Annotated in this window: 19 protein-coding genes and 1 pseudogene; 9 read left to right on the top strand and 11 right to left on the bottom strand. The window is 61.4% G+C overall.

The window, feature by feature from the left end:
• Both B7X90_RS04785 and B7X90_RS04780 read left to right on the top strand, forming a co-directional pair.
• Positions 1 to 997, top strand: a 997-nt coding sequence (locus tag B7X90_RS04785) for a cytochrome P450 (RefSeq protein ID WP_292622240.1), incomplete at its 5' end; no start/stop codon positions are given.
• Positions 998 to 1,747: 750 nt separating this feature from the next.
• The gene (locus tag B7X90_RS04780; protein ID WP_066489062.1) at positions 1,748 to 3,601 is read left to right on the top strand and encodes a type II toxin-antitoxin system HipA family toxin; all 1,854 of its coding nucleotides are present in this window, start codon (positions 1,748 to 1,750) and stop codon (positions 3,599 to 3,601) included.
• Positions 3,602 to 3,612: 11 nt separating this feature from the next.
• On the opposite strand, the gene B7X90_RS04775 is transcribed toward B7X90_RS04780, so the two are convergent.
• A complete protein-coding gene (locus B7X90_RS04775) occupies positions 3,613 to 4,191 on the bottom strand; it encodes a helicase-related protein (protein ID WP_292622238.1) in 579 nt (192 codons plus the stop codon).
• 1 nt (position 4,192) lies between these two features.
• Between B7X90_RS04775 and B7X90_RS04770 the strand changes: the two genes are divergently transcribed.
• Together B7X90_RS04770 and B7X90_RS04765 are read left to right on the top strand one after the other, a co-directional pair.
• The gene (locus B7X90_RS04770) at positions 4,193 to 5,275 is read left to right on the top strand and encodes a hypothetical protein (protein ID WP_292622236.1); all 1,083 of its coding nucleotides are present in this window, start codon (positions 4,193 to 4,195) and stop codon (positions 5,273 to 5,275) included.
• Entirely contained in the window at positions 5,250 to 6,488 is a 1,239-nt protein-coding gene (locus tag B7X90_RS04765; RefSeq protein WP_292622234.1) for a hypothetical protein, read from the top strand. Before B7X90_RS04770 ends, B7X90_RS04765 begins: the two co-directional genes overlap by 26 nt.
• On the opposite strand, the gene trbB is transcribed toward B7X90_RS04765, so the two are convergent.
• The 7 genes and pseudogenes from trbB to B7X90_RS04730 all read right to left on the bottom strand — a co-directional run bounded on the left by trbB (position 6,452) and on the right by B7X90_RS04730 (position 12,154).
• A complete protein-coding gene (gene trbB, locus B7X90_RS04760; protein ID WP_292622243.1) occupies positions 6,452 to 7,396 on the bottom strand; it encodes a P-type conjugative transfer ATPase TrbB in 945 nt (314 codons plus the stop codon). The genes B7X90_RS04765 and trbB overlap by 37 nt on opposite strands.
• A 184-nt stretch (positions 7,397 to 7,580) precedes the next feature.
• On the bottom strand, positions 7,581 to 7,964 hold the full coding sequence (locus tag B7X90_RS04755; RefSeq protein WP_249042073.1) for a CopG family transcriptional regulator: 384 nt from the start codon (positions 7,962 to 7,964) through the stop codon (positions 7,581 to 7,583).
• A gap of 56 nt (positions 7,965 to 8,020) precedes the next feature.
• A pseudogene (gene traG / locus B7X90_RS04750) lies at positions 8,021 to 9,622 on the bottom strand (IncP-type conjugal transfer protein TraG); the annotation flags it as partial.
• A 93-nt stretch (positions 9,623 to 9,715) separates the two neighbouring features.
• Positions 9,716 to 10,129: a hypothetical protein gene (locus tag B7X90_RS04745; protein WP_052149169.1), complete on the bottom strand. Its 414-nt coding sequence runs from the start codon at positions 10,127 to 10,129 to the stop codon at positions 9,716 to 9,718.
• Positions 10,130 to 10,323: 194 nt separating this feature from the next.
• On the bottom strand, positions 10,324 to 10,761 hold the full coding sequence (locus B7X90_RS04740; protein WP_198527008.1) for a nuclease: 438 nt from the start codon (positions 10,759 to 10,761) through the stop codon (positions 10,324 to 10,326).
• A complete protein-coding gene (locus B7X90_RS04735; RefSeq protein ID WP_150411936.1) occupies positions 10,758 to 11,486 on the bottom strand; it encodes a hypothetical protein in 729 nt (242 codons plus the stop codon). The genes B7X90_RS04740 and B7X90_RS04735 overlap by 4 nt, the downstream gene beginning before the upstream one ends.
• Before the next feature lie 44 nt (positions 11,487 to 11,530).
• Positions 11,531 to 12,154 carry a hypothetical protein gene (locus B7X90_RS04730; RefSeq protein WP_011157808.1) on the bottom strand — a complete coding sequence of 208 codons (624 nt, stop codon included), beginning with the start codon at positions 12,152 to 12,154 and terminating at the stop codon, positions 11,531 to 11,533.
• Positions 12,155 to 12,261: 107 nt separating this feature from the next.
• Here B7X90_RS04730 and B7X90_RS04725 point away from each other — a divergent pair, with 107 nt between their 5' ends.
• From B7X90_RS04725 to B7X90_RS04710, 4 genes are all read left to right on the top strand, one after another.
• A complete protein-coding gene (locus B7X90_RS04725) occupies positions 12,262 to 12,564 on the top strand; it encodes a hypothetical protein (protein WP_292622220.1) in 303 nt (100 codons plus the stop codon).
• Between the two features lie 233 nt (positions 12,565 to 12,797).
• Positions 12,798 to 14,030, top strand: coding sequence for a hypothetical protein (locus B7X90_RS04720; RefSeq protein WP_292622218.1), 1,233 nt, complete (start codon positions 12,798 to 12,800; stop codon positions 14,028 to 14,030).
• A 444-nt stretch (positions 14,031 to 14,474) separates the two neighbouring features.
• Entirely contained in the window at positions 14,475 to 14,687 is a 213-nt protein-coding gene (locus tag B7X90_RS04715; RefSeq protein WP_292622217.1) for a hypothetical protein, read from the top strand.
• A gap of 33 nt (positions 14,688 to 14,720) precedes the next feature.
• Positions 14,721 to 15,173 (top strand): Fic family protein, encoded by a 453-nt coding sequence (locus B7X90_RS04710; protein WP_292622216.1) that lies wholly within the window; start codon positions 14,721 to 14,723, stop codon positions 15,171 to 15,173.
• Positions 15,174 to 15,300: 127 nt separating this feature from the next.
• Here B7X90_RS04710 and B7X90_RS04705 read toward each other — a convergent pair whose 3' ends face one another.
• From B7X90_RS04705 to B7X90_RS04695, 3 genes are read right to left on the bottom strand one after another with little or no spacing between them, the layout of a single operon-like run.
• The gene (locus B7X90_RS04705; RefSeq protein ID WP_292622214.1) at positions 15,301 to 15,798 is read right to left on the bottom strand and encodes an asparaginase domain-containing protein; all 498 of its coding nucleotides are present in this window, start codon (positions 15,796 to 15,798) and stop codon (positions 15,301 to 15,303) included.
• An 8-nt stretch (positions 15,799 to 15,806) separates the two neighbouring features.
• Positions 15,807 to 16,592 carry a hypothetical protein gene (locus tag B7X90_RS04700; protein WP_292622213.1) on the bottom strand — a complete coding sequence of 262 codons (786 nt, stop codon included), beginning with the start codon at positions 16,590 to 16,592 and terminating at the stop codon, positions 15,807 to 15,809.
• Positions 16,592 to 17,239, bottom strand: coding sequence for an RNA polymerase sigma factor (locus B7X90_RS04695; RefSeq protein WP_292622212.1), 648 nt, complete (start codon positions 17,237 to 17,239; stop codon positions 16,592 to 16,594). Before B7X90_RS04695 ends, B7X90_RS04700 begins: the two co-directional genes overlap by 1 nt.
• A 303-nt stretch (positions 17,240 to 17,542) precedes the next feature.
• Here B7X90_RS04695 and B7X90_RS04690 point away from each other — a divergent pair, with 303 nt between their 5' ends.
• Positions 17,543 to 20,719, top strand: a complete 3,177-nt coding sequence (locus B7X90_RS04690; protein ID WP_292622210.1) for an autotransporter domain-containing protein — start codon at positions 17,543 to 17,545, stop codon at positions 20,717 to 20,719.
• Positions 20,720 to 20,817: the final 98 nt, after the last annotated feature.

The raw sequence follows: 20,817 nt of genomic DNA, 5'->3' as shown, positions 1-20,817 counted from the left end.
GTCGGGGCTGCGCCCCTCCCTACGATCAGACCAGACAACCGATCCTACCGGCCATCATAGTCGCCGCTCAACCGGCCATCGTAGTTGTCGCCGCGCATTCACCCCCAAAACCGTCGACACCAGCTACCGTGCGATTATCGAACGTGAATCCGATGCGTTAATCGGCGACATGCAGCGTCGCGGCCACGCAAAGCTTGACGACATGAGCATGCGGCTGGCGGTGTCCGTTGCGGCCGAGGTTGTCGGTGTTACCGATAGTAATCGCACCGGGATGGCGCGTCGGCTCGAACGCTTTTTTCAGGCTGGCAATGTCGCGCTCGGCAAGTCGATCCTCGATCTGCCACGCTTCGCGCGGGCTCAGATCCACATGCTTAATTTTTACGTTCGAGACGTGTTCCCAGCGGTTCTCGCGCGTCGCCGTGCCCCGCGCGAAGACGTGATCTCGCATTTGATCGCCGAAGGCTATTCGGATCGCGCGATCCTTACCGAGTGCGTGACCTACGCTGCAGCCGGCATGGTGACGACACGCGAATTTATCACGATGGCGGGATGGCATTTGCTCGAGCGCGAGGAGCTTCGGACACGCTTCCTTGCCACAGATGAGACCGGGCGGATCGCCATCTTGGAAGAGATCCTTAGGCTCGAACCGGTCGTCGGGGAGCTTTCGCGACGGAATCCAAATACCGGCCAGATTTTCAAAATCGATATCCGCCAGGCGAACGCTGATGTCGCGGCGGTGGGCGCGTGTCCGCATGCAGTCGATCCTGATCGCGCCTTGGCAGCGCGCGTCGGTAGCGCGGGGCTTGCGTTCGGTGATGGTTCCCATCGATGCCCTGGCGCGAGCATCGCAATTCTCGAAACCGCAATCTTTCTCGATCGCCTGCTGCGCATTGCGGACTTAACGCTGGAAGCACCGCCGAAGATCAACTGGAACGCGTTGATCACAGGGTATGAACTTCGCGATTGTCGCCTTCGCATTGCTTCCCGATCATTTTGAGTTCCTTGGCTTATTACATCTTGGGAATTGCCTTCCTCGTCAATTCGCTCTGGTGAGCGGCCTTCTTGCAAAACGGGATCGGCCGTAATCACGTGACGTTAGTAATTTCATATAAATAGAAGCATCGGCAAAGGCCTTTCTTGTCAAATGCTATTGCTATTTACTTGGTAATGGCTGTCGACTCCTGATTGGCACTATCTGCGGCCATCCGAAAGAAATGCGTCGCGAGATTTGTCCGGAAAATACCGTTGGAAAGAGATATTGTATAACCAGTCTCAGGCATTCTATTGAAAAGCCATTCTGGTATTCTTTTTGATTCCGGCCTTAGCGAGCGCTAGCTCGCGAAGCCCGAGATCGAGGGATCTCTGTCGGGGCGGCGTCCGGAGTTTCTGGGAATTTGCGAGCCATCATGCAGGCCATCTCGCGCGATCAATCGATAACGCCTTGTCAACGTAAGCTTGGGGACCGGGACCCAGAAACGCTGGGACCATCGGAGAAGCCGCCGCGAGAGACGGATCAAGGCCCGTGGCGGGGATCGGCGAACCCGCTCGGAGCCCGCTAGGCCAGTCGTCATAGGGCTGGCTGCGCGCCGTTCGCGGCATGACTGTTCTGGATCGCGCCGATCATTCAGGGTCGGCGCGCGCCAATAGCTCTACACGTCGGATTATCTCGCATCTCAGATGAGAGATAATTCTTGCACGCGAAACCGGATGGTGGGATTAACGCGCATCTGAGACGCGAGATAATCCTATGGCTCTTCATTTGGTCGGTGAGACAATTGACGCCAAGCGCGCGCATCAGCGCGCGAAGGCCGGTGAGTTGATCCAACTCGTCCGCGGGGTTTACGTCGATCACCAAGGGGATATCGAGGCGACGATCCTCGGTCATGCGGTCCGGATTGCGCACTATCTCTATCCCAACGCCTATCTGTCGTCGGCGAGTGCGGCGCTGCTCGCCCCGACGCCCGACGGGCGGCTGTTCATCAGCGGCCGCCGCAACCAGCGCACGCGGTTGCGGACGCTTGAGATCATCCAGAACGAAGCGCCGAAGCATCCATCGACGGCGATGGCGGTCATTGGCGACGACCTGGGCGAATTGCGCGTCGACGCCTCATCGCCGCGCCAGCGCTTTCTCGAAGCGTTCCGCCTGCGCAGCGAACATGCGAGCGCGGCTACCGCCGACATGCGCGCGCAGATGGCGGCGCGTCTGGTGGAGGAACATGGGACGCCCCAAGCCGCAGCCGACGCCGTCTGGGTGCTGGCGCGCGAGAACGAATGGTATCGCGAAGGCGAAGGTGCCGAACGCTTTCTGCTAGCTCAGCCGGGCGTTGCCAAGGCGCCGGTCAACAAGGCAGCGCTCGATCTCCTCGTCGCCTGGCACGGTGAGCCGCTCGGCCGGCTGACCCACGATGGATTTGAATGGCGCTGGAAGCCGGGGCGTCGAGCGGGACCGGCCCTCGTGCGCGAAACCACGCCGGGCAAGCTGCCGGCCTTCATTGAATCGCTGCTTCCTGAGGGCTGGCTGGCGCAGGTTCTCCACGAACGCGATGAACGCGAGGCGCTCCGGCGCGGACGGCGATATATGTCGAACATCGTCATCGTCGAGGGTCGAGAAGAACTGGCGGCGCTGCCTGCTGACATTCTCACGACAACACTGGCTGGATACATCGACACCGGTCGCTTCACGGGCCGCTACGCCGGTCCGGCCCGGGGCGAGATCGAGGAGACCTTCGAGCAGAACCTGGCGCGCATCTTCGCGCGCGCGGAAACGCCGCGCCTGTCGGGCGTCCAGATCAAGGCGCCGATGAGCCTGATGCCTGATGGCGCCCTCGTTCCGGCCATCGATCAGCCGTTCACCCATATCCTCAAGCCCGCCGGCACGGCGGGCTTCGAGATGTTACCGGTCGTCGAGTGGCTTTGCCTGGAGCTTGGCCGCTCGGCCGGGTTCGATGTGCCCGACGCCGCGCTGCTGGAGATGCCCGACGGCATGTCGCCTGCACTGGTCGTCGAGCGGTTCGATATTCGTCGCGCGCCAGCGGATCAGCGGCGTCTGGCGATGGAGGACTTTTGCTCCATTTTGGACCTTCCAGCATCCGCCAAATACGACGGAACGATCGAGCGGATGGCGCGCGGCCTACGACCGCTGTCGACCGATCCGGCCAGCGATCTCGATATCCTGTTCCGCCGGGCCGTGTTCGCCTGGCTCATCGCCGATGGCGATATGCATCTCAAGAACCTCGCTGTGCTCAAAGTCGCCGAGGTGGATGCCAAGGCCTTCACGAGCGTGCGCTTCGCGCCGCTCTACGACGCCGTCACCACGCGCGTCTTCCCGGGTTTGGGGGGCGATCGCATGGCGCTCAAGCTCAACGGCAAGGATGACCGTCTGACGCCCCAGGACTTCCTCGCGCTGGCGCGGACAATCGGCGTATCCGCCGGAGATGCCGAGACTGCGATTGCGGACTTGACCGCGCGTGTGGCCGACCGGGCGCAGGGGCTTCAGCTACCTGCCTTCGCGGCCGAGGCTGAGGCCGCCAAGACAGCGCAGGAGAAGGTGATCGCCTTGGTCGGGGAGCGCTGCAAGGCACTTGCCGTTGAAGGCGACTGAGCGGCGCGACGTCACGGTTGGAGCCGGATTTGCAGGTCGGCGAGATCTTCTGCCGCCATGGCGGTTCCCATGAGGCTGTGAAGATACTCCAGCAGGTCTTCCTGACGCGGTTGTCCGAACGCGAGGCGATAGACGGTCAGGCTTCGTTTGAGCCACTCGAGTCGTCGGACCTCGCGGCTGAACGGGAGCATGGGCACGCGGCGTTCGACCTTCACCGGCCCTTCGTAAATCCAGTAGGGAATGAGGTCAGAGTCATTCTCGGTCTCGGCGCGAGCTGCGTCGAACATGATCTGCCAGGGATCATCGTGATCTCTCTCGCGCCCACGCACCACGTCGACCTGCCGATGCGCCAGATTTAGGCGGATTGCGTGACCCTTGAAGCGGTGGACACGCCCCTCGCGCTGCTCGAGATCGACGGGATTTCCGGGCAAGTTCCAGTGATAGAGCCGATAGCAATAAGGGTGAAAGTCGAGGCCTTCCTGTCCGACGGAGGTCGTGGCCAGCGCGAAGGGTCGGAACGGTGAGTTGAAGGCATCGCGAACGCTGGAGAGGCGTGCGGCCCCGCCTTCCTCGTCTTTGTAGTCGGCCAAGGTGGCCGCCCGCATCCTTGGCCAACGCGAAGGATATTGGTCGCGGTGCTCCAGCGCCCGTATTCTGCAGGTGGCCACCACTGGCAGCACGCGATCGCTGACATCCGACCCACTGCTGTCCGAATGGCTGCTCAAACTTCGTGACAAGCCGTGCCTCCCAGATACCCGCAATGTGGTCCAGGTTCCGTCCGAGCTGCTGCGCCGCACGTCCGAGACAGAGTCGCTCATCGACGTCGAGCCGTTCGTTCATGGTCTGCTCGATCGAGAATCAACACGCCCCCTCTTGGATTTGCTTGGTGTTCGGCGATCGCCGACCGGGCCTGCCAGGCTACTCGACCGGCTGCGCGCGCTTGCCAAATCCACCAAGCCGCCGGTTCAGGAGGTCGAGAAATGGTATCGGCGATTGGACCAGATGCTGGACACCTGCTCGACCGCTGACGCCCAGAATATCAGGGAGGTATTCAAGGCCGAGAAGCTGATCCTGTCGCAAGATGGCGCTTGGGTGACTACACCTTCGGTGTTCCTCACCGGTGATGAAGAGGATGTCCCTGGCGCAGCATTGATCCGTGGGTCGGTCGCCGATCTCACGCTCTGGCATCGGATCGGCGTAGCAGATCGTCCGTTCGTGGATCTCGCGATGCAGTGGCTCGCGACTCTGCCATCGGGCGTCGTGCTGTCAGCGGAGGACGGCCGTCGGGTGAGGACGCTGCTGGTTCGATACCCGATCCGCATCTGGGAGGAGTGCGGGCACTGGGTGAACTTGATGGGGGAGTGGGCGCCGGTTGAAACGCTGACCTACGCGCTCAGTATGCAGACGCTGATACGGTGGAGCCATCTCCACGACTGGGTCAAACGAAAGACCGCGGACCTCCAGCGGCTGCCGGCCGAACTCGTTCAGGCGCCGCCGTTTTCAGGATTGCCCGCGCTTTCGGCCGTTTGCGAAGAGCGCTTCAACCAATCTCCGCTTTTCCCCGGACTCGAGGATCGACGGCCCTGGATGACAGCCTTCGACGCTTCACCCGTGGTGGGCGCGACGGCCTTTGGCGGCATGTCGAGCTGTGCTGTTCGCACAAATGGTCGATGATCCCAGCAGTGATCCCGAACGCTTCTCGACTGACGAGGCGGTTGAGAATGAACGGCAGCGGTTGTTCAAGATCATTGAAGATCTGGTGATTTGGGAGAACTCGACGAACGAGGAGGTTATTGAGCGGGCGCGCGTTGAGATCAGAAAGAGCTGCGCCGGAGAGCTTCCGCCGATCTACGATCCCTTCTCTGGCGGCGGTTCCATTCCATTGGAGGCGCAGCGTCTCGGGCTGCCTGCTTTCGGTAGCGATCTGAATCCTGTCGCGGTTATGATCGGGAAGGCCATGATCGAAATCCCGCCGAGGTACAAAGATTGTCGTCCCGTCCATCGAGGTGTTCTGGATCGAAATCACTATCGCAACGCGGAAGGTCTTGCTGAGGACGTCCGGTTCTATGGCCGACAAATAAGAGAACAAGCACTCGAACGCATTGGTAATCTGTATCCTGATGTTACTCTGCCCAAAGAGCTGGGCGGTGGCAATGCGACACCGATGGCTTGGAAAACCTTCCTCTCAGGTAGCACGCCTACGCGGGCCATGATCACGGGCGGTGTATGTTCCGCTTATGGGCTTTCCACGTGGGGGCATCTTTTCTCCGATCGGCAAATGGTGGCGCTGCTCACCTTCAGCGAACTTGTCCACGCGATCGGTGCGCACATCGAGCGGGATGCCATTGCTGCTGGGCTGGCCGATGACAAGATCCCGCTTCGCTCCGGTGGCACCGGAGCCAAGGCATACGCGGAAGCGGTTAGCGTCTACCTGGCTTTTGCGGTTGATAAATGTGCCGACTATTGGTCGTCGCTGTGCTCCTGGCATTCCTCCGGTGAAAAGATGCGTAACACGTTCGGTCGCCAAGCGCTTCCGATGGTGTGGGATTATGCGGAAGCCAATCCATTCTGCGACTCTTCCGGAAACTGGGGAGCAATGTTGGATTGGGTCTGGAAGACTGTGGAAAATATTCACCCTGGAAACTCCGGCGTCGAAGTACAAAGTGATGCGCAAGCTGTTATTTATCCGCCAAAAACTGTCATATCGACCGATCCGCCGTACTATGACAACATTGCGTACGCTGATCTTTCCGACTTCTTTTTCTGTTGGATGAAGCCATCTCTAAAACATATTTATCCGGACCTTTTCGGTCTTCTATCGACACCCAAGGCCGAAGAGCTGGTTGCTACTCAGTTTAGACGACCCCAAGGCCCGCCGACGCAATAGGGCTTGAGCGCTTGTTTAAGCGCCTGGCTCTGGAGCAAGACCGATAGGCCCGTGAGCTCGGCGAGCCGGCGGGAGGTGCCACGGCCAGAGAGAACAGCGATCAGGTCAATGGTCTCGGCGATCAGCGCGCGCGGCACTGTGATCACCGCTTCCTGGATGAGCTGTTCGAGACGCCGCAGAGCGCCAAGCGCGGAGCCGGCGTGTAAGGTGCCGACACCGCCGGGGTGGCCTGTGCCCCACGCTTTGATCAGGTCGAGCGCTTCGCCGCCGCGCACCTCACCAATCGGGATCCGGTCAGGACGCAGGCGCAGCGCCGAGCGAACCAGGTCGGTCAAGCTCGCTGCGCCGTCCTTGGTCCGTAGCGCGACCAGATTTGGCGCCGCGCACTGCAATTCGCGGGTGTCTTCGATAAGCACCACCCGGTCGCCGGTTCTGGCGACCTCGGCGAGCAAGGCGTTGACGAGTGTCGTTTTGCCGGTGGACGTACCGCCAACCACCAAGATGTTCTTGCGGGCGTAAACGCCAGCGCGGAGGCTCTCGGCCTGCTCAGCGGTCATGATCCCCGCCTCGACATAATCGGTCAGGGTGAAGACGGCGACGGCGGGCTTACGGATGGCGAAGCTGGGCGCGGCGACGACGGGAGGCAGCAGGCCCTCAAAGCGCTCGCCGGTTTCGGGGAGTTCGGCGGAGACCCGCGGGTTGCCGCCATGGACCTCGGCTCCGACGTGGTGTGCCACCAGCCTGACGATGCGCTCGCCGTCTGCCGCGTTGATGCGCGCGCCGGTATCCTCCAAGCCGCCCGCGAGCCGGTCGATCCACAGACGGCCATCAGGGTTGAGCATGACTTCGACGACGCCCGGGTCATCGAGATACCCGGCGATGTCGGCGCCCAGCGCGGTCCGCAACATCCGTGCGCCGCGTGCGAAACTCTCGGACCGGAAAGCAACTGTGGTCACGAACGTCGTCCCGTTTTCGCGTCTCGCCGGAGGCGAGACAGTCAACGGGTCGAGCAAGAAGCGGCGATATCGTACTGATTCAATAGGCTTGAGGGCGTAGTAGGGCTGTAGCGTACAATGGCAGGGAAACGGCGGTTCACTCCTCGTCGGGATCTGCGCTCGTGGTTGCCGGAACGTCCTGAACGATCTCGTCGGCGAAGCTGCGCCCCTTGGCGAGGCGTCGCCCCAGGGTTTCAACAAAGCCCTCGAAGCGTTCGCGGCCCTTTGCCTGAGCTGCCGCTTGGGCTGAGTCGGGGAGCGGCGGCACGGCCGTCAGCCAGAAGCGCACAAAAAGAGCCAATGTTTCGTTGCTGATCATGATGTGGCGCTCAAGCCGGTCGATCTGGCGGGTCATGCGATCGAGCCGTCTCGCCAGCGCCGCCTCCAGGCGGTCGGCGCCGTCTGGTGATAGGTGGGATGACAATGCGGCTTGCACCACGTCGCCCTGGGCGACCCGCCGACGCCGGGCATAGTCAGCCAAATCCCGGCTCAGCTCAGCGGGAAGGCGGAATGTCTGTTTGATTCTGGGAGGCGGCTTCACAATACGATCCCATCATCAGGATCGAGAGAAGCCTGGCGCGCCATGCCACGCATTCGCGCCTGCAGCGTCTGAGCGCGAAGGGCGTTGTCGTCAGGTTCGTCGTCCAGGGCGTCGAACTCGCGCACGGGCAGCGGTGTCTCCGGCGCTATTGCCTCATGCGCGGGAATTTCCGGCTCCCGCCGGATTCCGGCATTGGCAGAATCGTCGGCGTCGCCATCGATGGCATCATCCCCTGAGGTCCTTGCCGCGGTCGGCGCAAATGGCAGCGGCGCCAGCGCGCTCCAATCATCGCTCTGCGCGCCAACCTCCTCGCGCTGGGTCGGTTCGGTGGGAGGAGGCAGTAGTCGCGCCTTGAGTTGGCGGTCCTCATAGTAGCGCGCCTTCGTCGCCCGGACCGGGAAGAGTCCTGAAACGAGCACGATCGCATCGCTCGGCGGGAGCTGCATGATTTCGCCCGGGGTGAGCAGCGGCCGCGCTGTTTCCTGACGCGAAACCATCAAATGGCCGAGCCAGGGCGACAGACGATGGCCGGCATAGTTGCGGGCATCGCGGATCTCGGTCGCGGTTCCCAAGGCATCGCTTACACGTTTGGCGGTGCGCTCGTCGTTGGTCGCGAAACTCACTCGCACATGGCAGTTGTCGAGGATCGCATTGTTCGGCCCGTAAGCCTTTTCGATCTGGTTGAGACTTTGAGCGATAAGGAAGCTGCGGATGCCGTAGCCAGCCATGAAGGCAAGCGCCGACTCGAAAAAGTCCAGGCGACCGAGCGCGGGGAACTCGTCGAGCATCAACAGCAGGCGGTGGCGCCGTCCCTTGGCGGCAAGGTCCTCGGTCAGGCGTCGCCCGACCTGATTAAGGATCAGCCGGATCAGGGGCTTGGTTCGCGAGATGTCGGATGGCGGGACAATCAGATAGAGCGTGACCGGGTCTCGCCGATCAACAAGATCAGAAATCCGCCAATCGCATCGGCGCGTCACGCGCGCGACGACAGGGTCGCGGTAGAGGCCGAGGAACGACATCGCGGTCGACAGCACGCCCGATCGCTCGTTTTCGCTTTTGTTCAACAATTCGCGCGCGGCCGACGCAACGACGGGATGAACGCCGTCATCGCCGAGATGCGGAGTCGTCATCATGGCGCGCAGCGTCGTATCGATGGGACGCCTGGGATCCGAAAGGAAGTTGGCAACGCCCGCCAACGTCTTGTCGGCTTCGGCATAGAGGACGTGCAGGATCGCGCCGACGAGCAAGGCGTGACTGGTTTTCTCCCAGTGATTGCGTTTTTCGAGTGCGCCCTCGGGATCGACCAGAATATCTGCGATGTTCTGCACGTCGCGCACTTCGGAGGGGCCGCGGCGGACTTCGAGCAGAGGGTTATATGCATCCGAGCTGATATCGGTGGGGTCGAAGCGCAGGACGTGGCTGAACCGGTTGCGCCACCCCGCCGTCAGTCCGAAATTTTCGCCCTTGATGTCGTGAACAATACAGGCGCCCGGCCAGGTAAGCAGGGTCGGGATGACGAGGCCGACCCCCTTACCGGACCGCGTCGGCGCAAAACACAGCACATGCTCGGGACCATCATGGCGCAGATATCTCCGCGACGGGCCGGCCAGAGAACCTCTCTCGACCGTCAAAACCCGTCACGGCGACAGCCGCAGCCCTCTCCCTCTAATGTGCGCCTGCGGATCCGTCAGCTACCTACTGACCGACACGCGGACCTGATCAAGCAGGCTCCGCGTCACGGCCAAGGCCTGATCGGGCGACATCGCCAAGCCGCCGGTGGCCACCAATTCGGACAGTCCGTGCCGCTTATAGTAGGGGCTGATAGTGGCGATCAGGGCGGCAAGGTCGGGATGCGCTGGTACAAATCCGACCTTCGCTGCTTCGCCGAGGGCTTTGGCGATGTCATGCCGCACCTCGATGCGGCAGCTATCGTCGTCCCATCCCCGCTCAACAAGGAGCGCTTTGAGCCCGAGTTCGAGTGCATAGCCGACATTCTGTAAAAGCGGTTCTCCGCAAAGCCGGGCTTCAGGTTCGGCGACGTGATCGGCCATGACGAGGAAGCTCGCGGCCCGTTCGAGCAGATGTGCCTGAAGCGTGGGTTTCATCGCGTGAGTCTCATGCTAACGGTCAGAGACAACGCACGTCGCTGCGAATGGATTCCGCCGTCAGGATTGGTTGTTACCGCGGGGGCGTTGCGGGGCGCTCCCCGCAGAAGGGGTCGGGCGAGACGTGTCGGCTCGACCGCAGGGGAAGGCATTCCCCTCCTGGACCTAGACCCTTCTGGATTGAGGTTCGACGATCAGTTGCCGCCTTCGGGCGCGTGCCGCGCGCGGAGTAGGTCGCCGATCGAGCGTCCATGGACGCGGCAGACGGCGATCACCCGGTCGAAAACGATCACGCGGCCACGCCGCCCGCGCCGCGCCTCGCAAGCTACATTCTGACCGAACGCAACCTGCTCGAGGAGCGATTTGGACAGGCGGCCATCAGGGGCGTGGAGTTCGGGCGCGTCAAAGTCCGCCAAGCGCACTTCGATCCAGGTGTTTGGATCGTTGGAATTGCCGACGCACAGTCCGTCGCCGTCACCGACATAGCGGACCGTTCCCGAAAACTGCTGCCCCGGCTGAGATGGCAGGCGACCTTCGCAGGGGTCCGCCCGGGCGGGCGTCGCCATTACCGAGAAGGCAAAGGCGCAGAGGACGAACGCTGGTGGGCTCAGCACACGGCGCGCCGCAATCATGCGGGATCCTCGGGCGCGGGAATCGTCAGGCCATAATCGGCCTTCAGCATATCGACGATACGAACCAGGGCGCGGTGAATGCTCAGCTCGTTGGCGCCGAATTTGTAGTGGCCGGTGATCAGCGCTTCGGGCTCGAGATCATCGACGCGCGCCTTGCGCTTCTCCTCCTTGCCGTCGCGGATGTATGTGACAGGGTATCGGAACGACCGTCCTTCGCCCTCCCAGACGCCCCAGGCGCTGTAGTTCTGGATGTTGGCATTGTAGCACTCCGAACCGATGATCGCCTCCATCCGCACCAGGATGTCGCGAATGGGACCGACCTTGGCGCGGGTGCGCTGAACGTAGCGATAGCCCTCGATCGCCTGTTCCACCGTCTCAAGCTGCATGGCGAACCAGTCATGCTCGGCGGCGGCCTTGCGTTTGTGTTCGGCAATGAAGTCGGTCGGGACGTCATCGGGCGCGAGGGCGGCTAGGGCTTTGAAGGCCTCGACCTCCTCCGAGACAAAGCCGTAAATCTCTTCCCAGGTGGTGTGGTATTCCTTCGCCTCCGTGAGGATCGCCGGCTTGTGGTCCGCAGCCTCCCCGTAATCTAGGTCGTCCAGCCCTCGGTAAGCGGTGGTCTCCGCGTCGATTGTATACTGCTGCATCTCCCGATCCCCCGGCCATTCCTCGCGGGCGACGCGCTTGATCTCGGTCAGGATTGCGGAAGGAATATCGTCAGCCATATCGGTTCTTACTCATGCGTTTATCGACAGCCATGCGCGAGCGATCATGGCGTTGGTGTCACTTCGAGCAAGAGATAGTGTAGCGAAGTCGTCCCATCCGCCCACTGGAACTGGTAGTCGCGCGCTAACGTGATGGGCGGACCGAAGTCTCCGCCAGTGTTGTAAGTCAGAGTCTTTCCAGCCTGGTATGTCGCCCCATTGCGAAAGTCGAAATCGCTGGTCGCAAGGGAATACACCTCGTTGCTGACGTAGTGCAGGTGGTCGGTCGCGACGATCATGAAGCCGACATCCGCGACGTCACCACAACTTTCAAGGCGCGCAATGTCTTTGAAGACCTCGTAGCGATTGTTGGGTTCTCGATGGTTCTTCCGCTTGAAGAACTTGAGCTCGATCGCGCATCGCCACTGTCGACCGTCATCGTCAGTGAGCCGGAACCACACATCGATGCGGCCGCGCTTGCCGCCGGCGCCGCGTAGAGGCTTTTCCAGCTCAACCGAGAAGGTCTCGCGCTCGCTGGTGATTTCGAGATCGGCAGCAGTGGCGATGATCCTGCCAAGGTGGAGTTGCAAGGTCGCTTCGCTTTCACACTGCACCCGACCGCCCGCTATCTGGCGGAAGAGGGTCGGAACCGACAGATTCACGATGGTGCGCAGGCGTTGAACGGACATAGCCTCGTCGATACTCCAGGTTGGCAAAATGTTGAGTCAGCTATTCCCATATGTTGTTCGTCGAGCAAGATGTTCTATAAAGGTTCCGCTATCGAGGGAGGACGTTGTTGGCCGAGATTCTTTTGAATGAGCAGGCAATCGCGCCCGGCGAACCCTATTTCGCGGTCTACGTGGACCGTCCTACAGGCGCTGGGCAATCGATCGTCGCCGAACTTGAAATGAACCTGGTTGGTCCGGTCACAGCCCAGATGGCGAAGCCACGCAGGCTCAGCGGCTTCGAGCTCCCCGCCCTCGAATTGATGCATAAGGCAAAACAGCGAGCGGCCGAGCAAGGTGTGATGAAGATCCTGCTGGTTGATCGGCAGGGGCTTTTGAGTTTGGCGCGGATCAACCGCTATGATCACGGTTAAACCAATGCGTCGCCACGGCGAGGCTGGGGAGCCGCCGCGCCGTGCGTCGCGGGACTGACCTGCAGCGAACCATCCGGATCGCCGATTTCGAGCTACCGCGCGGCGCGGTGCCGATCGAGACCCTTATGGCGATGCCCCGCGAAAGCTGGGAGCACCTGCGTACCCAGATCAACATTCGGCGTCAGGAGGCTCCGAATACGGCATTGGCGCGGTGTCGACTTTGCGAAGGCGGCGTGTTCATCCGTGCGCAGGCGGTGGATGGGGATCATGTTCCGTTTTACGCCCATTTTCCCGATAGTCCGCCGACTTGCCCTTGGTACGATGGCGGCACCCTCACGCCGGACGACGCGCGTGCCGCGCAATATCAAGGCAACCAGGAATCGGCGCTTCATCGCCAGCTCTGTCAGGTTATCGAAGCGGTGGCGAAGGCTGATCCACGATGCAAAGCGTCAGCGATCGATACCTACCTGCGTCCTGCCATCCACACTCGTGGCCGCTTTCCAGACATTTTCCTCGATATGGGCGACTTGGGTCGCTTTGCGCTCGAAGTGCAGCTTTCCAAGCCGTTCGCACCCGAGATCGCAGCCCGGCATTTGCACTATGAGCGCGAGGGCGTGCGGCTGATCTGGATTTTTCGGCGCCTCGACGAGCCGTTGCCTCAAGGATTCCATGACGTCATCACGATGCAGCGCGGGAATGCCTTCATCTTCGATGACGACGCGCAGGCCGCATCCGTCGCGAGCGGTACGCTCGTCATCAAATGCCTTCTCGAAGATGGCAAGGGCAGCTACCTAAAGCCGAGGCTCGTCGGTCTTGACGATCTACAGACCAGTTCGGGTAGGTCAGCTTTCGTCGAAGATCGACGCAGCGAACGGCTGGCGACCTACTGCCGTGAGGTTCGCAATCGCTGGTGGAAGGCGTTCCAGCAGGCGCAACGCGATAAGCCTGCCTCGCCGTTTTATAGCGAGAGCTTTGCCCCCGCATGGGCCTCGGTCCGCGCGCACGTTCCGGACCTATCGGCTTGGAGAGATGCGTATTGGGCTACCCATGCGGATAAGGGCCAGGCGCATCTCGCCAGCCTGTTCGCGATACTCTGTTCGATCGCGCATAGCGCCGCTCAGGACTCCGACGTCGTTTATATCACCCGCCATTCCGGGGACGGCGCTCTCCTGGCAATGCTGAATAGCAAGGTCGGCTCAGCAGCCTTTGCGCCCTATGCAGATATGATCCTGCAGTTTCTGGGCGTAACCCGCGCGGCTGCCCTTGGCGAACGCACATCGCTTCAGAAAATCGTCCGCAATGCACGGGAGACGCATGACCAAGTCACGATCGATCACCCCGTGTGGAAGGCTGTCGTTCGGCTTTTCCCCGAAGCGCTCGATGGTGTGGTACGCGCAGAATTGATCGACTTGGCGCAACTGCCACGCTGGGCGGATCCTAGCTCTGGCCCTCAGGCGCTCGGATGAGAGGCCGGTGTTGGCGTCGGATCGGAGTACGGATTGCAGAGCTCTTCGCGCGATGAAGCGCGTTGCATTTCGGTCGTTCGACGGTATTTTTATCGACGCCCCGAGATGCATGAATCGGGTCAGACAGCCTCATAGTCTGTCCGATAGAAGACGATACATCGCGAAGAATGCATGTCGCGAACGGTGGCCGATTTATCCTGAAATTTCCGAAGCGTAGCTTTTTGCCAGATTCCCTGACGGTAGTTTTTCCGCGAAAATATTTTTTATGGTTCTAAATCAAATAGATGGGTTAGGCCCGAATAATCGAGTGGGAGTGATTTTTTAACGCCTCATCAATAACATAATGGACAGTTACAAATTCGCCCTTGCGCCCGGATTCGACATGACTCATATTCACCGGGACCCACAACCACCCCGTCTGGGTCATCCCAAGAGGAGATCAATATGGCAGCTCGGAAGCCCATGCTGGGTCCGACGCCGGCACGCATCGAACTCGCGCAAAAGATCGCAGCGGCCCTAACCAAGCCACTGACAGATCAAGAATTCAACGCACAAAAGGCGAGCTTTGCGTATGGAAATGCGCCGGACTCGGAATACATCACAAAAGACTCTGCAGTGCGCGCTATAAATAGCTTCCGCCTGAAAGAGGTAGCATAGTGGAGTGCCCGGCCAAAGCCGGGCATTTTTTGTATGATTGTACTCGAAAAACAAGATCCAGAACTCTACGCGCGATTGCTTGAACGCAATTTAGTTAGGCAATACGACCTTTTGGCGAATTGTGTTGAAATTGGCGTCAAACAAGGGCCATTTTCATTAGATAAATACGTTCTCTGGGCTCTCAATCATGTTGCGGTAGCAAATATATCGCAATTTGGCGGTCGTTTTCGTGAAGAACCTATCTACGTGGGAAATCATATTCCACCGCATTTTAAAGATGTTCCCGACTTAATGGATAGGTTTATCTCATTTATTCATGAGAACTGGGAGAATCTATCTCCTACGCAAATGGCTGCCTATGGCCTTTGGCGGCTCAACTGGATTCACCCATTTATCGAGGGAAATCTCGTGCAGTCTGCTATTATTTACTCTGCGCGAAATATGGAGGACTTTTACGAGGAAATAAAATTGTTCCAGAAAGAATAAGAGAAAATAGAGAGCCATATTACTTTGCACTGCAAGCAGCCGATCGCGCGTGGGACAATGGGAATCTTGATGTGAGCGAACTTGAGGCATATCTTGCACAACTACTGGACGATCAACTCTCCGATAATTAATCAGTTAGAGCCACAAACTTCCCCGCCGCGCGGTCCTTGCGCACTTTCAACCCATCAAACACCTGCCCGCTCATCGCGATCCACACGCCCGGCGCGGCGACTTGCGCGGTGGCGAAGGCCATGCCGAGGTTGAAGGGGGCGTCGGTTTCGGCGAAGCGGGCGGGGGAAAGTGCGCCGGTGAGGACCGTCGTCTTGCCGGGGATGTCGGCCAGCGCCTTGGCAGTTTCTGTCATGGTATCAGTGCCATGCGTGATGACGACGCGGGTTTCCGGTGCCTCGCGCACGGCGGCGGCGATCAGCGCGCGGTCAGCGTCGGTGAGTTCGAGGCTGTCCTTGCGCATCAGTTCCATCACCCGGAACGGCAGGGCCACGCGCGCCTGCGCGATCAGCGCGGGGATGCCGGATTCGACGATCTGATATTCGCTCAGCGCGTCGAAATAGGCTTTGTCGATGGTGCCGCCGGTGGTCAGCACGAGGATGGGTTTATGTTGCATTTCCGGGCCTATAGCCGGGTTTTCCTGCGGTTTACAGGCCTGTTACGGATGCCCGCCGGGCGACACGATGGCGGCGGCATGGTGCCGGTGGTCTGGCTCGGCAAAGACTGGCCGCTTGGCAGTGTCGTGTTGCCCGGCGCGCCGCCGGTGAAGGCCCAGCCCTGCTGCGGCGCGGGCGGCCCCATCAACCCACCGTTGGGAACCACGCGGGGGGCGGGTGATGGATCGACATTCGGGCCTGCCACATCGCGCGGTGGGCGCTCTCCTGAAGTGGCGAGTTGGGGGGCTTCGATCTGCACCGGAGCGGGATCGATTTGCGGCGCTTCGGGCGCGATTTGCACCACGGCTTTTTCGGTGCGCGCAGGGGCGCTGGACGGGGGCGTTGCGGCGGCCAGTTGCGGGGTTGGTGCAGCTTGGTGCGCTTTAGGTGCATTTTGGTGCACTTCAGGACTCACAGCAATTTCTGCGCTTTTCGGCAGATTGGGGGCTGGGGTGGTCTGCTGACCAATGACCACGACCGCAACCAGACTCGCCGCCAGCGCAGCGAAGCCGCCGCCGAAAATCAGACGCCGGTTGCGCGGTGGAGCAGGCTTGCGGACCGCCGCTACCGGAGTGAAAGACACGACCTGCGCGGTCGGAGCGACCGACTCCGGCGCGAACTGCGGCTGCGCAGTGGCCTGCGCCACGATCCGCGCGGCAAGGCCCGGCGGCAGCGCGGGACGCGGGGCGCGGGCAAGGGCAGCATCGAGCGCGGCTTCGGTCTGCGCGGGCGAGGCGGGAACCTTGCGCGCCATCAGGCCTGCGCCTCAAGATCGGCGTACGAAACATCGCGCGCCTCAAGAAGCCCACGCATCTGCCGACGCGCTCTGAACAGAAGCGATTCCATGGCCTTGATATTGAGATCAAGCACCTGCGCTGCAAGGGCGTTTGAAAAACCTTCGTAATAACAGAGCACTAGCGCGGCACGATAGCGCTCCGGCAAGTCGGCCAGTGCTGCGCCTACCGCCTCCGACGCTTGCTCTGCCTCGATTCGCCGGTCGGCCAGCGGCGTATCGTCCGCCGGATCGGGAAGTTCATCGACTGTCACCACACGGAAGCGGCGCTTGCGATCGAAGCACAGGTTCATCGTGACGCGGTGGAGCCAGCCGACCAAGCCGGCCCCGCTCGGCTGCCAGCGCGGCGCGTTTTGCCACAGGCGCGTGAAGCAGTCCTGCGTCACGTCCTCGGCCTCTGCCGCATCGGACAACATGCGCATGGCGACGCGATAGAGCGCGGGCGAATGGCGTTCAACGAGGATCGAGAAGGCTTCGACCGAGCCCGTGGCCACTTCGCGCATCAGCGCTGCGTCGTCGAGCGCTTTGCGGTGGATCGGGTCAGCCGATTCCAGCAGGCCATCATCGCCCGCCAAAACTTCTGATCGAACGTCGCCGTAGAACGTCAAGGAAACCTGCCGTTTTGCACCAATGCCTTTTTGCGGGCTGCGCGGAGTTGCCTGCCGGTTCCCACGTGAACGACGGATTTACGGGAACCATTTGCGCCGCTTCCAGGAATTTTCGCAATGCTGGCGAAGGGTTGCGCCCGAACCCCCGTTAGACGCTGCGGAGGCCGGACTACCGGCGCACAGCCGGACCACCTCCAACCTGTCGAACACCCCGCAAGAGTCCTTTTGCGGGTCGCACACTGAATGGCCCGCGCCGACCGCACCCCGGCGTGGGCCAGCTTTTCCTGAATGGATGAGGGGTTTATGGACCATCTTCGCAGCACCACTTTCCTTGCCACGCTGGCTGGAGCGCCTGCCGCGCTCGCCCTGCTGGTGCCGCAGGCGGCGCTGGCGGATACGACCATCAGCACCAGCCAGACCACGCCGGTCAGGACATCGACCGCAGGGAATGTGACCATCGCCAGCGGCGGCACGATCCTTCTGGCCAATGGCGGAACGGCGGCGACGGTGGATTCGAACAACACCGTGACGGTGGCTTCGGGCGGCGCGATCACCAATACCGGCGGCAAGACCGGGGACGCCGGAATTGTGGTTGAACCGGGCCGCAGCACCACGATCAGCAATGCCGGAACGATCACCGTTACCGAGACGTTCACCGCCGCCGATACCGACAGCAACGGCATTGCCGACGGCCCTATCGCTTCGGCATCCAACCGATATGGCATCCTTGTCGGCAGCGGCGCGACGACGACGGGATCGATCACCAACAGCGGCACGATCAAGGTCGATGGCCTCAATTCAGGCGGCATCGCGGTGAAGTCCGACCTTGTCGGCAATGTTTCGAACACCGGCACGATCAACGTGATCGGCGACAACAGCATAGGCATTGCCACCAAGGGCGTGACCGGCAACGTGACCGTTGAAGGCACGGTCAGCGTGGTGGGCGAAGGCGCACAGGCTGTGGTGGTCGGCGGAAATGTGGGCGGCACTGTGCGGATACAGGGCACGGTGGCGCAAGCATCGTCCTACACCACGGATGGCGGCACCACGCAGGCGCTTTCGCGCACGGCGCTGCGATCGGGCAAGGCGGCAGTCGAGGTTTCGGGCAGTGTTGCGGGCGGCATCCTGTTGGATGCGCCACCTTATGACCGGAGCAGCACAAGCACCGACGAGGATGGCGACGGGGTTGCCGATGCTTCGGAAGCCATCGGCGCGATCTCGTCAGTCGGCAACAGCCCTGCGCTGCTGGTGGGCGGAGCGAACGACATCGTCATCGGCAAGGTCAAGGCGCGCGATGGCGAGTTCTCGCTAGGCATAGATGGCACGATCACGGCGAGCAGCGTTTACAGCAACACCGATGCCTTTGCCGTGGTGATCGGCGGACAGGGTGGCGCAGTGACGATGGCCAATGGCATTGGCGTTTCGGGAACGGTGACCGCGACCACCGTGGACGAACGCGCGACCGCGATCCTGATCAACCAGGGCTCTGTTGTGCCCAGCCTTTCGAACAGCGGGACGATTCGCGCCGTAATTTCGTCACCGGGCGAAGGCGCGGCTTATGCCATCCATGACAAATCGGGCACGCTTGGCACGATCAACAACACCGGCTTCATCACCGTTACCGGATCGAGCGGTGACGATCTGCGCGCCATCGACGCCACTGCCAACACGGCCGGCGTAACGATAAAGCAGTACCTCAACGACATCGACAAGGCCGCACAGACCGCCGAGCAGGCGGCAGCGGGCTATGACGCCAGCAATCCGACGATCTATGCCGCGATCACCGGCGACATCCACACCGGCAGCGGCAACGATGTGCTCGACGTTGCCACCGGGCGGATCATCGGCGACAGCTTTCTGGGTGCGGGCAACGATTCCGTGCTGCTTTCGGGCGACAGCGGCTATCGCGGGGACATCAACTTTGGTGCTGGCACCGCCACCATGGGCATGGCGGGCACTTCGTTCTTCGAAGGCAATGTGGACCTTGCAGGCAATCTGGGCACGCTGACACTGGGGGGAACGTCTCGCTTTACCGGCACTGTGAGCAATGCGGGCAACCTTGACGTGATCGTCAACGGCGGCAGTTTTGGCGCAGGTTCGGCCGCGACGCTGAGCTTTGACAGCCTTACGGTGAATTCGGGCGGCGCGCTGAATGTCTATATCGACGGCGAGAAAGGCACCGCTTCGCAGATTGTGGTGAACACGGCCACTTTCGCCAGCGGATCGAAGGTTTCGGCCACGATCTCGTCACTGGAGAAGGCCGAGGGCAGCTATACCATCCTGACCGCTGGGTCGCTGGAAGGCACGCCCACGTTCGATGCCACGACCACCGAACTGCCGGTGCTGTTCAACGGCGATGTGAGCGTGGTGGGCGAGACGCTGGTGCTCGACGTATCGCGCAAGACCGCGCAGGAACTGGGGCTGACGGCACCGCAATCGGCGGCATATGAAGCAATCTATGCGCAGGCGACGGCCACGGAATTCCTTGGCAGCAGCCTGTTGCAGGTCGAAAATGTGGCCGGATTGCAAGGCCAGTTCGATCAGTTGTTGCCTGATTACGCAGGCGGCGTGTTCGACTTTGTCACCCGCAGCGCACGTCTGGCATCGCGGCACCTGATGGATGACAGTTCATTGTTCAGCATCAGCAATGCGGGCGGCTGGCTGGAGCCGATGTACTTTCGGGGCAGCAAGGACGAGACCGGCACCGCGGGCTTCAAGGTATCGGGGTGGGGCATTTCCACTGGCTTTGAACGGCACACCGGGATCGGCAATCTGGGCCTGTCGTTCGCCTATACCAAGGGCGATATTGCGACTGGCGATTTCCAGACCACCGACGCCAGCAACTATGAGCTGGGCGCATTCTGGCGCATGGCGAGCGGACCGTTCTATGCCTATGCCAAGGCATCGGTCGGGCGCGTCTCGCTCAGTTCCACACGCAACTTCACCGGTGCGGTGAATGGTGCTGCGCTGTCCTATGCGGCCAATGGCAGCTGGAAGGGCTGGACCGCGGGCGGACAGGGCGGCGCATCCTACAAGCTGGATCTGGGCAGCGGGCTTTCGCTGCGCCCGATGGCCAAGTTCGATTACTTCCGCCTGAGCGAGAACGGCTATACCGAAAGCGGATCGGACGCGATCTATCTGGAAGTAGCCAAGCGCACGTCGAGCGTGCTGACCGGCACCGGAAGCATGACCGCATCGTGGAGCGCGGGCGACATCACCCCCGACGCCCGCCCGCTGACGGTCGAACTGGAAGGCGGCTATCGTTCGCGGCTGGCCGGGAAGCTGGGCGATACGGTGGCGAACTTTGAAGATGGCGACCAGTTCCGACTGACACCCGATGCCATGCAATCTGGCTGGACCGCCGAAGCGCGCGTTCTGCTGGGCGGCATGGACTACACCTGGCAGCTGGCAGGCGGGGCCGAACAGATCCAGGGCACCGTGGACTATTCGGTGCGCGGATCGCTGAGCATCGCGTTTTGATGAGATGCGGGGGTGGCCGGTGCTGCCCCCGCAATTCTAACAGCCATTGTCATGGCCATGACAGGACTGTTGTGTGGGAGTCAGTCCCGCACGAGCGC

The sequence above is a fragment of the Novosphingobium sp. 17-62-19 genome, assembly GCF_002256775.1.
In the GTDB taxonomy this organism is placed as follows: domain Bacteria; phylum Pseudomonadota; class Alphaproteobacteria; order Sphingomonadales; family Sphingomonadaceae; genus Novosphingobium.
This window is presented reverse-complemented; position numbering and strand designations above follow the sequence as displayed.

Coding starts and splice junctions, on each gene's coding strand:
- B7X90_RS04780 (WP_066489062.1), top strand. CDS start 1,748: ATGGCTCTTCATTTGGTCGGTGAGACAATTGACGCCAAGCGCGCGCAT.
- trbB (WP_292622243.1), bottom strand. CDS start 7,396: ATGTTGCGGACCGCGCTGGGCGCCGACATCGCCGGGTATCTCGATGAC.
- B7X90_RS04745 (WP_052149169.1), bottom strand. CDS start 10,129: ATGAAACCCACGCTTCAGGCACATCTGCTCGAACGGGCCGCGAGCTTC.
- B7X90_RS04740 (WP_198527008.1), bottom strand. CDS start 10,761: ATGATTGCGGCGCGCCGTGTGCTGAGCCCACCAGCGTTCGTCCTCTGC.
- B7X90_RS04735 (WP_150411936.1), bottom strand. CDS start 11,486: ATGGCTGACGATATTCCTTCCGCAATCCTGACCGAGATCAAGCGCGTC.
- B7X90_RS04730 (WP_011157808.1), bottom strand. CDS start 12,154: ATGTCCGTTCAACGCCTGCGCACCATCGTGAATCTGTCGGTTCCGACC.
- B7X90_RS04715 (WP_292622217.1), top strand. CDS start 14,475: ATGGCAGCTCGGAAGCCCATGCTGGGTCCGACGCCGGCACGCATCGAA.
- B7X90_RS04710 (WP_292622216.1), top strand. CDS start 14,721: ATGATTGTACTCGAAAAACAAGATCCAGAACTCTACGCGCGATTGCTT.
- B7X90_RS04705 (WP_292622214.1), bottom strand. CDS start 15,798: ATGCAACATAAACCCATCCTCGTGCTGACCACCGGCGGCACCATCGAC.
- B7X90_RS04700 (WP_292622213.1), bottom strand. CDS start 16,592: ATGGCGCGCAAGGTTCCCGCCTCGCCCGCGCAGACCGAAGCCGCGCTC.
- B7X90_RS04690 (WP_292622210.1), top strand. CDS start 17,543: ATGGACCATCTTCGCAGCACCACTTTCCTTGCCACGCTGGCTGGAGCG.